Raw genomic sequence first — 11,582 nt, forward strand, 5'->3', positions numbered from 1 at the left:
CTGAGTGCAATCAATCGGTTGCTACTCGAACCTGCCACAAGGAGCTCCCATGGCTGACCCCCTGATCCTCGCCTATGCCGGCAAACACCCTCTCTCACTGCTACCCGCCAAGGCCAATCGCCATGGCCTGATAACGGGAGCAACCGGGACTGGCAAGACAGTGACATTGCAAGTGCTGGCGGAGGGCTTCTCCAATCAGGGGGTCCCCGTCTTTCTGGCTGACGTGAAGGGCGATCTCAGTGGCCTCGGCGCTATGGGTACCCGTTCCTCCAAGCTCGAGGAGCGACTCGGCCAGATGGGCATTGCGGCCCCCACCTTTGCCGCCAGTCCCGTGGTGTTCTGGGATCTCTATGGCGAGCAAGGCCATCCGGTGCGCGCCACCATCTCCGATATGGGTCCCTTGCTGCTCGGGCGGTTACTTGGCCTCAACGAGACCCAGAGCGGTGTATTGGAGCTGGTGTTCAAGGTGGCCGATGACGAGGGGTTGTTGCTGCTAGACCTGAAAGACTTGCGGGCCATGGTGCAGTTCGTCGGCGAAAATGCCAAACGGCTCACCACCAGTTACGGCAATGTATCGAGCGCGTCTGTCGGCGCTATCTTGCGCAATCTGCTCAGTCTGGAGCGCGCCGGGGCCGATCACTTCTTCGGTGAACCCATGCTCGATATCCAGGATCTGCTGCAGACCGATGAGCAGGGCCGTGGTCACATCAACGTCCTGGCGGCGGATAAGTTGACCCAGTCGAGCCGCCTTTACGCCTGTTTCCTGCTCTGGCTGCTCTCCGAACTGTTCGAACAGCTGCCCGAGATTGGCGATCCCGATAAACCCAAGCTGGTGTTCTTCTTCGACGAAGCACATCTCCTCTTTACCGATACCCCCAAGGCGCTGCTGGAAAAAATAGAGCTGGTGGTACGGCTTATTCGCTCCAAAGGGGTGGGCGTCTACTTCGTGACCCAGAGTCCGGCCGATATCCCGGCCAGCGTATTGGGCCAACTCGGCAACCGGGTACAGCATGCGCTGCGGGCCTTCACCCCGCAGGATCAGAAAGCAGTACGTATCGCCGCCGATACGCTCAGGGCCAATCCAGCCTTTGACGCCACTGGTGTCATCACCGAACTCGGCGTCGGTGAAGCGCTGGTCTCGACCCTGGATGAGAAGGGCAGCCCCCAAATGGTGGAGCGCGCCCTGATAGCGCCCCCTGCCAGCCGAATAGGCCCGCTGACGGTCCCCGAACGCCAGGCTCTCATCAAGGGTTCCTTGCTGTTTGGTCAGTACGAACAGACCCAGGACAGGGAGTCAGCCTTCGAGCGGTTGAAAGGGCAGACTCAAGCCGCGCCTGAGTCAGCTCCCCAGTCCGGTCAAGCCCCCGAGCAAGCCGAGGATGACGGCGGCCTTTTTGGATCCATCGGCGAGATACTGTTTGGCCGCACCGGCCCCCGGGGGGGTCAGCACGATGGGGTGGTGCAGACGGCCGCCAAGAGTGTGGCCCGCACCCTGGGGAACGAGATGGGGCGCCAGCTGGTACGGGGCGTGCTCGGCTCCCTGCTCGGAGGCAGCAAAGGTCGCCGCTGATCGGGCCATATCAATGAAGAGAGGCCCGCACATGGCGGGCCTCTCTGTCTCTGACGTCAGCCGCTCACTCAGGAACGGTCAAGGCAGCGCTCAGATCACCTTGGCGATGGCATCGCACAGGGGGTCTATGTTGGCATGGGTGATGCCTGCCACGCTGATGCGGCCGGAGCCCACGATATAGATCCCAAACTCCTGCTTGAGTCGCTCAACCTGGGCCTTGTCCAACCCGGAGAAGGAGAACATGCCGTTCTGCTCGCGGATAAAGCTGAAGTCCTGGGCAATACCCTGCGCCGCAAGTTTCTCCACCAGCAGCTCACGCATCTCCCGGATCCGCACCCGCATCTCGGCCACCTCGGCCACCCACTCCGCATAGAGGGCAGGATCCTGCACTATGGTGGTCACCACGGCGGCGCCATGGGACGGCGGGTTGGAGTAGTTGGCACGGATCACCGTCTTGACCTGGGTGAAGGCCACGTCGGCCACGGCCTTGCTGGCGCTGACCAGCGTAAAGGCCCCGACCCGCTCGTTGTAGAGCCCGAAGTTCTTGGAGAAAGAGCTCGCCACCAGCAGTTCATCATGGCAGGCGGCGAAGATGCGCAGCCCCTCGGCATCCTCTTCGATACCACGGGCAAAACCCTGATAGGCAAAGTCAAACAGCGGCAACCAGCCAGCGGCAAGGCTCTGCTCGGCCAGGGCCTGCCACTGCTCACGAGTCGGATCTATGCCGGTCGGGTTATGGCAGCAACCGTGCAGCAGCACCAGATCGCCGGCTTGCGCCTCGGCCAGTGAGGCCTGCATGGCGGCAAAGTCGAGCCCCTTGGTGGTGGCATCGTAGTATTTGTACCACTTCACGGTCAGACCGGCGGCCTGGAAGACGCTGACGTGGTTGGCCCAGGTCGGATCCGAGATCCAGACGGTCTTGCTCAGGTTGTTGCGCACCACAAACTCGGCGGCGATACGCAGGGCACCCGTGCCCCCCGGCGCCTGCGCCGTCTTGACCCGACCGCTGTTGATGAGCTCCGCACCCTTGCCAAACAGCAGCTGTTGCACCACGGCACCATAGGCGGCGGTGCCCTCTATGCCGAGGTAGTTCTTGCTCTTCTCGTCATTGAGCAGGCGTTGCTCGGCTTGTTTGACACTGCGCAAAATAGGAGTGGCTCCGGATTCATCCTTGTAGATCCCAACCCCGAGATTGATCTTGTCGGTACGAGGATCGGCGCGGAAGGCATCGGTCAGGCCCAGAATCGGATCCGCTGGGGCGGCAACAACCTTTTCAAACATGGTTTTCCCTGTGTTCCATTGATGTTATTGGGGGGCGTCCTGGATGGTAAACGCAGCGGCCCTGAGGCGGCACTGCGCCTCTTCTTTATACCACCGCCCATCGGGTGGGAAAACCGCTTTTTAGCCCCATGTTTTGCCGACTATCCGGCCAGGGCCTCCCAGCTCGAAGCCAGGGCCATTACCTCGGCGCAGAGCCCCTGCTGCGCGGCTATCAGCGGGTGGCACGCGGTGCGAAAAGCACCCGGCAGCAAGCTTGGCTCCCAGGCTCTCGGCCCCGACAGGGGGAGCCCATAGTGCATCATGAGAGGGGCCAGATCCCGGGGTAGCCACCAGCTCGCCGGACGGGCGAAGCGCGCCGCCAGCGCCTGAACCCGCGCAGCGCCAGCCGGATCCAGGCGAGTGATATGGTGCCAGCGAACCCCGAGGGGCAAGGCGGCCAGCAGGGGCGCAAGAAGATGGGGGGCTTCGCGCTCCCCATAGACCAGGATGCAGTCATCTGGCAGCACCAACTCGGTGAAGATGCCGAGGCTGTCGGTGGTGATGACCCGGGCGGGTTCCTGACCTGGCCAGATCAACTTGCCAAGCCGCGCCAGGCTGCGCTCCGGCAAGCTAAGCTCACCCAGCCCCTGCAACCAGGGCGCGGCATCGAGCAGTTGCCCGCCCTGCAAAAACAGGCTGAAGGGGTGAGTCGCCCTCAGCCTGAGGACCCCATCGCTACATGGCGTGATCCCCTTGTCTTCGAAATCTATCTGCTCGGCCGTGCTAAATGGCTGCTCACCCTTGCGATAGAGGGCGGCGAGCACCCGCTGGTTGATCCGCTCCTTGAGCTGCCAGCCTTGGGCATGGATCCACTCCTCCGGGCTCGGCGGAGCGGACGACAACTTGGCCAGGGTGAGCTCCCGTTGCAGGTAGCGCCGACCCGCCGGCGTGAGCTGATATTGATGGGCGCCGAGGGAGAGCAGCAACTGATGGCTGCGCAACAGGCCGATGAGGGGTTGCAGGTTTCTATCTCTTACGCTGACCGCATCTTGCGCCAAGAGCTGCTGGGCAAACGTCTGCCACGCCGGATGAGTGAAATCGATCAAGGCCCGCTCCTTCCCTGTCGGGGTAACAAGCTGATTAATCTAACGAATAGCGAAGCTGATACCAAGCCGGGCAAGCAGACAACGTGATGTGGCGCAGGGACATCAGAGCAGAAGAAAGCGAGAGAAACGCGAAAAGCAAAACGGCCAAGCAAGCTTGGCCGTTTCATCAACTCAATATCGTTTCCCTAGACGAGGGAGCCGAAATTAGAAGTTGTATTGCAGGGCAACAGTGAACTCGTCGTCCAGGTTGTCGATACCCTGGATTTTGTACTCGGTGTAGGCTTTGAACTTGGAAGTGAAGTTGTACTGAACGCCCAGCAGGGTTTCATCAACTTGATCTTCGTAGCTGCTGTCGTTGTCTTTGGCTTCGGTGAAGTTGTAACCAGCCAGGAAGGTCCAGGCGTCAACGTTGTAGGAAGCAGCCAGCTCGTAGCCACGGCCCTTGCTATCCCAACCGGTGTTGTCGTTGTCAACTTTACCCTGGGTGTACATACCGGCGAAGTAGAAACCGTTGATGGCGTAGTTGGCACCGATGGCCCACTCGTCTTTGTTACCTTCGTCACCATTGACCTTGTTCTCCAGCTCGGAAGTGGAGTAGGCGGCGTCGAAGCCCAGACCGAAGTCGAAGTCATAGCCGGCAGCGGCGGCGAAGCCGTAGTTGCGCTTGACATCCGAACCGAATACGGCGTCTTCTTTCACACCTTGACCGATGTCAGTCACTTTAACAGCGACGTCATCGTTGGTCTGGTAGGAGAGCTTGCCGGAGAAGCCACCGAAGCTGTTGGAATAGATGACCTGGCCTTCCTGACGACCGTCGTAGAAGTTACCTACGTCACCCCATTCGTTGAAGATATCGGTCGCTTCCAGGGCGTCGTAGAAGGCGGTGTCGGTCTGACCGAAGATGATCTTACCGTACTGGCTGCCGTCCAGACCCACGTAGATATGACGGGAGTTGAATTTGTTGTCGGAGTTCTCGGCAGAAACCTGCCACTCGGTCTTGGCGATACCAGACCAGGTGTCGTTCAGGGCAACTTTACCGGACCAACCCAGACGGGAGGAACCAACCAGCTCACCATCGACGTCTTCGTAACCACCAGCGCTGCCTGGTACGAATACTGTGTTGCCAGTTTTAGAATCAAACTTGTAAGAGTCTGCAGTGCCGCTGACCGATTTATTGTGGTCAGCATAGTAGTTAGCCTGAACACGGCCGTAAACGTCAAAAGTCACACCGTCTTTGTCATAGATGACCGCGGCGTTAGCGGCGGAAGCGAACAGAGCCGGGATAGCAATAGCCAGAATTGTCTTTTTCATAGTTTCCAATGCCTACTGTAATTAAACACTAAGTTGTTGTTATTCCCTGTGTTAGCGATGTTCTTTGCATCACTATGGGGCCCGAGACTAGCATCGGGTTTTGCAATCCGCAATGAAAAAACTTGGAACTTTTCGGAGAATCGATAGTCATAGGGAGAAAAATGTGATCCTCATCTCATCTTTCATCTCTCTTTGAGGGAAAACGTTTACAGCGTAAAACGCTGCTTTTCTGTGCCACCAAAGCGGAGTCAAAGGTGTTTTGTCGCCACAGTGGAACATATGGCGACAGTGGCATGGCGTCTCGCTCAACAGCCTCGACCCGGCAGCCGAGTTACGGGTATCCTGTCTGTCTGCTCCCTCAAGCCGCGCGCCCATCAAGCCCATGTTATCGACCCGTCTCAAAGCCAGCATACGTGCTACCTACCGCCAGATTGCCGACAGCTTGCCCGGTTTCATGCCGCGCAAAGAGCAGAACTTCCTGGTGGCAGAGATAGCCAAGACGCTCACCGGGGAATATGACAAATCCCGCCGCATCCTGGTGGCCGAGGCAGGCACCGGCATCGGCAAATCCCTCTCTTATGCGCAAGGGGCCATCCCAGTCGCACGCCTGACCCAGAAGAAACTCATCATCTCCACCGCCACAGTGGCGCTGCAAGAGCAGCTCATCCACAAGGATTTGCCCTTCTATCATCGTCATAGCGAGTTGCCATTCAAGTTCATGCTGGTCAAGGGCCGCCAGCGCTACTGCTGCGAGCACTTGCTGGAACAGGCGGCCAGTGGCGCCGACATGAGCAATGTTGAGTTCAACTTCGAGGCCCTGAGCAAGCACAAGCCAAGCGCCAGCGACCGGAGCCTCTACCAGGCCCTGTGGCAGGCCTATACCGATGGCAAGTGGGATGGGGATCGTGACAACTGGCCCGACCCCATTTCCGAACCCGGCTGGCTGCGTATCGCCGCCGACCGCCACAGTTGCAACAAGGCGCTCAGCCATCACCAACACTGCCCCTTCCATCGTGCCCGCAATGACATGGAGGCCGCCGACGTCCTGGTGGTCAATCACGCCCTGCTGCTCTCGGATCTCACCATGGGCGGCGGCATCATCTTGCCCAGCCCGGACGAGTGTTTCTATGTGCTCGACGAGGCCCATCACCTGCCCACCATCGCCCGGGACCATGGGGCCGCCAGCGCCAGCATCAAGGGTTCGCGCCGCTGGCTGGAGAAACTCGCCCAGAGTGCTGGCAAGCTGACTCGCAGTCTCAATAAAGAGAGCCTGATCGATCCCCAGCTCAAGCTGCAAGATGCCCTCGCCTCCTTGCAGCCGGACCTCAAGGCCCTGGAGCAGTGGCTTGGCGCCAATGAAGGGCTCTTCGGCCAGGAGCCCCATTACCGATTCGAAGGTGGCGTCTTGCCCGACCCCCTGCCCATGCTGGCCGAAAACCTGAAAGAGGCGAGCAAGAAGGCATTGCGGGCCCTGGACAGGATGCAGGGCGCCATCGCCGAAGCCCTGAAAGATGGGGAGATCCGCCGCAAGGAGGCCGAGCCGTTGCTGGCCGAAACCGGTTTTCACCTGCAGCGTCTGGAGGGATTCAACGCCCTCTGGGAGATGCTAAGTCGCCATGTTCCCCAAGGAAAAACCCCCATGGCCCGCTGGATGGTGAAGGGAGACGAGGGGGAGGTCTGGCTGCACGCCTCTCCCATCGAGGTCGGCTACCTGCTGGAAGAGTGGCTCTGGTCACGCTGCCTCGGCGCCGTACTGGTCTCGGCCACCCTGAGCGCCCTCTCCTCCTTTAGCTATTTTCGCCATCAGGTGGGGCTCAAGGAGCATGACGGCACCCGCTACCTGCGCCTGCGCTCCCCCTTCGATTACCAGAAGGCGGAGCTCTATCTGCCCAAGATGGTCAATGAACCCAGTGCCCCCGGCTTCACCCAGGAGCTGATTGAGGTGCTGCCTCGGCTGGTCGCGGGCAAGGAGGCGAGCCTGGTACTCTTCTCCTCCTATCGGCAGATGAACGAGGTGGCGCAAGGGTTGCGCGCCAAGGGGCTCTCTCTATTGGTACAAGGCGAGGCGTCGCGCAGTGCGCTGCTGACCCTGCACAAACAGAAATGCGATGGTGCCCAGGCCAGCGTGCTGCTCGGCACCGGCAGCTTCTCGGAAGGGCTGGACTTGCCCGGTCACTACCTGACCAATCTGGTGATCACCAAGCTCCCCTTCGCCGTGCCCAACTCACCGGTGGAAGAGGCGACGGCAGAGTGGGTCGAGCAACGCGGTGGCAATCCCTTCTTGCAACTAACGGTCCCCGAGGCCTCCCGCAAGCTGATCCAGGCCTGTGGTCGCCTGATCCGCAAAGAGAGCGACAGGGGCCGGGTGACCATTCTCGATCGCCGCCTCCTGACCAAGCGCTACGGCAAGGGCTTGCTCGATGCCCTGCCCCCGTTCAGTCGCCGCATCGATTAAGCATCACCACTGCGGCACAGGGCAGGGGTTGTCTATGCCCTGCCCGCCTTGGCCGCCATCAGTCGCCGCATCGATTAAGCCTCGCCGCGATGAAGAGCGCGGCACAGGGCAGGGTTGTCGATGCCCTGCCCGCCTTGGCCGCCATCCGTCGCCACATCGATTAAGCCTCGCCACGATGAGAGCGCGGCACAGGGCAGGGTTGCCGATGCCCTGCCCGCCTCCGTCACCGTCAGTCGCCGCATCGATTAGCCCTCGCCAACATGCAGCCCATGTGCCGGTCACCCGCGCTATTGAGTAACAAGGTAATAGATGAAGGGTTCCCCATGGCAAGAGCGGTGCCCCTTGGCTATTGCCGCCCTCGCGCAAACCTGTAAAAATGGCCCCTGTTTTCAGCAGGCCATCGCCTGACTGTTCAAGGAGAAGAGATGAAACTGACTGTTTTGGTGCCGGCCCTGGCTGGTCTGTTGTGGGCGGGTAGCGCCCTGGCCAATGTCCAATTGGAAGTCACCCCACCCTATGTGGTGCAGTTGATCGATGGCGTATCTATCAATCCCAAGCTGCTCGACAAGTCCAACAGCTTCCCGATCCAGGCGGGAGATCATCAGCTGGTCGTCGCCTTCGAGGGTAACTACTCCAGCCGCAGCGACACCAAGTTCGTGACCGCAGAGCCCCTGGTCATCAACTTCACGGCCAAGGACAACCAGCAGCTGGCCCTGGATTACAAGAAACCCCGTAACGAAGCCGAAGCCCAGCAGTTCATCAAGACTCAGAATGTGGTCCTGAAAGACAAGGTCAGTGGCCAGCCCCTCAAGACCGAGCAGTTCGTACTGCCCAAGGTCGAGGGTTTCCAGCTGACCCGTGACTATCAGCAGGAGCTGATCACCATGGGCAAGGCGTTCAACCAGCCAACCACGGTCGCCGTCTCCACCGCCGCCGTCATGGCCGCCAGCAGCGCCCCGGTTCAAGTTGCACCGAGCAAGGCTCAGAGCAACCCAGAAGCCCTGACCCAGCTGCAAAGCTGGTACAACAAGGCCGATACCGAGACGCGCAAAGCCTTCCAGATCTGGGTCATCCAGCAGCAATAAGGCCAGTGCCATACAACAACAAGGGGAGCTTCGGCTCCCCTTGTTGTTGGCCAGCGTTTCCTGAACAGCGTCAGCAATGCTGGCCCCCTCCCCTTCGGGCAGGACCCGTGACAGGATTTCAACGCGGACCCAAACAAGAAGAGGCGACCCCGGGGTCGCCTCTTCTGTTACCTAAACGTCTCACCGTTCGTTAACTGCGCTTCCTGGCATATTTGCGACGGGCACGGGCCTGGCGCACTTCCTCGCGCTCGGCCTTCTCCTTGGCCTTGTGCTCCGCCTCTTCGGCCGCCAGCACTATCTCGGCGCTCACCATCTCCGGCGTCTCCAGGGAGATGCGGCCCAGCAAGCCTGAGCGGAATTCGTTGACCAGGATCTCGGATGCCTTGTGCAGGTCGACCAGGCCGCCCTTGCGCACGAAGGCACGCTGACGGGCGATCATCTCCAGCAGCTCGATCTCGGTTTCCGGCAGCTCGCTTATCTGGTAGCGCGCCTTGACCCGATCCGGATAGGCCTTGATGAAGTAATCCGCGGCAAACATGGCGATGTCGGCATAGTCAAATACCGTGTCCTTGATGGCGGCGGTGACGGCCAGGCGGTAGCCGCAAGAGGGCGGATTGAGCTTTGGCCACAGGAAGCCCGGGGTGTCGGTCAGGATGACATTGTTGTCGAGCTTGATGCGCTGCTGGGACTTGGTCACCCCCGCCTCGTTGCCGGTGCGGGCTATGGTGCGGCCCGCCAAGGTGTTGATCAGGGTGGACTTGCCCACGTTGGGGATACCCATGATCATGGCGCGCACGCCGCGCACATCAAGATTGCGCTCCGGCAGCATCTCGTGGCACAGGGCCAGCAGATTCTTGATCTTCTCCGGCTCCTGCTGCGTCAGGGGAAGGGCCTTGATCCCCTTCTCCTTTTCCATATGTTCAACCCAGAGCGCCGTGATGGCAGGATCGGCCAGGTCAGCCTTGTTCAGCACCTTGATGACAGGGGTATCGCCCCGCAATTCCGGCACCAGAGGGTTCTCGCTGGAGAAGGGGATCCGGGCATCGAGCATCTCAATGATGACATCGACCTGGGGCATGACCTCGGCAATCTCTTTACGGGCCTTGTGCATGTGACCGGGGAACCAGTTAATCGACATTCTCTCTCACCTTCTCTGCTCGGAACGGGGCGCATTTTACCTGCTTTTCCCCACATTGACAGACTCTTATCTCCCCTGGGTGCGGATCTGCCCCAAGGGAGCGGCCAGGGCGTCTCAGAAAATATTAACGAATTGATTAGCAAGGCAATTCATTAAGGGTTTAATCATAGTGTCATCTGGGTTCATTCAAACTGTCATCTTGCCTCTCTAGGCTTCGCTCTGGATTTACAAGGAGCGAACCCATGAAAAAAATCACAGGAATTGCACTCATGATAGGCGCCGCCCTGGCCGCCGGTTGCAATTCCAGCAGCGACAGCAACAACAGTGGTGACAAGGATGCGGGCACAACTCGCGCCAAAAACGTGATCTTCTTCCTCGGGGATGGCATGGGGATCAACACCCTGACCGCCGCCCGCATCTACGGGGTCGGTGAAGCGGGGGATCTCACCATAGATACCCTGCCGGAGACGGCCTTTATCAAGACCTTCTCCCACGATGCCCAGGTCACGGACTCGGCCCCCTCCATGGCCGCCTACATGACAGGGGTCAAGAGCAACAACGGCGTCATCAGCATGGATGGCGATGCCACCCAGCAGGACGACTGTGCTTTGAGCGCAGGCAAGTCTGTCACCACCTTGCTCGAACTGGCCAAGGCCGATGGCCGTGGCACCGGCGTGGTCACCACCACCCGCATCACCCACGCCACCCCGGCCGACACCTATGCCCATATCTGCAACAGGGATCTCGAGGCGGATATCGCCGTGCAGATGGTACCGGGCGGCGCTGGCTACAACCCCGCCCTCAAGGATGGTATCGACGTGGTGCTCGGCGGCGGCAGCAGCTTCTTCCTGCCCCAGGCTGACAAGGGCAAGCGCACCGACGGTCGCAACCTCATCGAGGAGATGAAGACCCAGGGCTACCAGTTCGCCAGCAACCTGGGCGAGCTGCAAGGCGCCGCCGCTGGCAAGCCACTGCTCGGCCTGTTTGGCGCCAGTCACATGAAATATGAGCTGGACAGACCTCAGGATGAGCCCTCCCTCAGCGACATGACCCTGGCGGCCATCAAGCAACTCAAAGACAAGTCCAAGGGCTACTTCCTGATGGTGGAAGGGGGACGCATCGATCATGCCCTGCATGACACCAATGCCAAGCGCGCCCTGCAAGACACCCTCGCCTTCGACCAGGCCATCCAGGCCGCCATCGATGAGGTCAAGAAAACCGACCCCGAGCTGAAAAACACCCTGATAGTGGTCACGGCCGACCACGACCACACCCTGGTGCTCAACGGCTATGCCAAGCGCACCGGCAAGACCACCGCCAGCAACCCCGGAGTCTTGGGGCTGGCCAAGGACTATGTCAGCGGCGACAACCTGCTCGATAGCGACGGCATGCCCTACACCATCATTGGTTTTGGCAACGGCTACAACCGCGTCGATGGCTCCCGGGCCAGCGTAGCGCCGCTGGACGATGCCACCGTCTCCGCCGACGACTATCACCAGGAGGTGGTCGTCAAGATCGGTGAGCTCGGCAGCGAGACCCACGGCGGCACGGATGTATTCCTTGGCGCCATTGGCCAGGGCGCAGACAGCTTCCATGGCTCCCTCGATAACACAGCCGTCTTTGGCAAGATCAAGGCTGCGGCCCAGCTCTAAGGAAC

8 protein-coding genes are annotated in these 11,582 nt (G+C 60.2%); 4 read left to right on the forward strand and 4 right to left on the reverse strand.

Annotated elements, in window-relative coordinates; genetic code table 11:
• Positions 1 to 49 precede the first annotated feature (49 nt).
• The gene (locus M2366_RS01785; protein WP_224432621.1) at positions 50 to 1,570 is read left to right on the forward strand and encodes a helicase HerA-like domain-containing protein; all 1,521 of its coding nucleotides are present in this window, start codon (positions 50 to 52) and stop codon (positions 1,568 to 1,570) included.
• Between the two features lie 90 nt (positions 1,571 to 1,660).
• Here M2366_RS01785 and M2366_RS01790 read toward each other — a convergent pair whose 3' ends face one another.
• The 3 genes from M2366_RS01790 to M2366_RS01800 all read right to left on the reverse strand — a co-directional run bounded on the left by M2366_RS01790 (position 1,661) and on the right by M2366_RS01800 (position 5,247).
• Entirely contained in the window at positions 1,661 to 2,851 is a 1,191-nt protein-coding gene (locus M2366_RS01790) for an amino acid aminotransferase (RefSeq protein WP_224432620.1), read from the reverse strand.
• 140 nt (positions 2,852 to 2,991) lie between these two features.
• The gene (locus tag M2366_RS01795) at positions 2,992 to 3,936 is read right to left on the reverse strand and encodes a hypothetical protein (RefSeq protein ID WP_259268793.1); all 945 of its coding nucleotides are present in this window, start codon (positions 3,934 to 3,936) and stop codon (positions 2,992 to 2,994) included.
• Positions 3,937 to 4,140: 204 nt separating this feature from the next.
• On the reverse strand, positions 4,141 to 5,247 hold the full coding sequence (locus tag M2366_RS01800) for a porin (protein WP_259268794.1): 1,107 nt from the start codon (positions 5,245 to 5,247) through the stop codon (positions 4,141 to 4,143).
• Positions 5,248 to 5,629: 382 nt separating this feature from the next.
• Between M2366_RS01800 and dinG the strand changes: the two genes are divergently transcribed.
• Both dinG and M2366_RS01810 read left to right on the forward strand, forming a co-directional pair.
• A complete protein-coding gene (dinG, locus tag M2366_RS01805) occupies positions 5,630 to 7,702 on the forward strand; it encodes an ATP-dependent DNA helicase DinG (RefSeq protein ID WP_042044142.1) in 2,073 nt (690 codons plus the stop codon).
• A 425-nt stretch (positions 7,703 to 8,127) separates the two neighbouring features.
• Positions 8,128 to 8,787: a DUF2057 domain-containing protein gene (locus M2366_RS01810; protein ID WP_224432618.1), complete on the forward strand. Its 660-nt coding sequence runs from the start codon at positions 8,128 to 8,130 to the stop codon at positions 8,785 to 8,787.
• A 190-nt stretch (positions 8,788 to 8,977) separates the two neighbouring features.
• Here the strand turns inward: M2366_RS01810 and ylqF are convergent, their stop codons facing one another.
• Entirely contained in the window at positions 8,978 to 9,925 is a 948-nt protein-coding gene (ylqF, locus tag M2366_RS01815) for a ribosome biogenesis GTPase YlqF (RefSeq protein ID WP_042044139.1), read from the reverse strand.
• 242 nt (positions 9,926 to 10,167) lie between these two features.
• Here ylqF and M2366_RS01820 point away from each other — a divergent pair, with 242 nt between their 5' ends.
• On the forward strand, positions 10,168 to 11,577 hold the full coding sequence (locus M2366_RS01820) for an alkaline phosphatase (protein ID WP_259268795.1): 1,410 nt from the start codon (positions 10,168 to 10,170) through the stop codon (positions 11,575 to 11,577).
• The last annotated feature ends 5 nt before the right edge of the window (positions 11,578 to 11,582 follow it).

Origin of the sequence: Aeromonas sp. BIGb0405, from assembly GCF_024807335.1 — a bacterium.
Lineage (GTDB): Bacteria > Pseudomonadota > Gammaproteobacteria > Enterobacterales > Aeromonadaceae > Aeromonas > Aeromonas rivuli.

Bases quoted from the DNA above. Each gene is read 5' to 3' on its own strand.
- dinG (WP_042044142.1), top strand. From the start codon at position 5,630: ATGTTATCGACCCGTCTCAAAGCCAGCATACGTGCTACCTACCGCCAG.
- M2366_RS01810 (WP_224432618.1), top strand. From the start codon at position 8,128: ATGAAACTGACTGTTTTGGTGCCGGCCCTGGCTGGTCTGTTGTGGGCG.
- M2366_RS01785 (WP_224432621.1), top strand. From the start codon at position 50: ATGGCTGACCCCCTGATCCTCGCCTATGCCGGCAAACACCCTCTCTCA.
- ylqF (WP_042044139.1), bottom strand. From the start codon at position 9,925: ATGTCGATTAACTGGTTCCCCGGTCACATGCACAAGGCCCGTAAAGAG.
- M2366_RS01820 (WP_259268795.1), top strand. From the start codon at position 10,168: ATGAAAAAAATCACAGGAATTGCACTCATGATAGGCGCCGCCCTGGCC.
- M2366_RS01800 (WP_259268794.1), bottom strand. From the start codon at position 5,247: ATGAAAAAGACAATTCTGGCTATTGCTATCCCGGCTCTGTTCGCTTCC.
- M2366_RS01790 (WP_224432620.1), bottom strand. From the start codon at position 2,851: ATGTTTGAAAAGGTTGTTGCCGCCCCAGCGGATCCGATTCTGGGCCTG.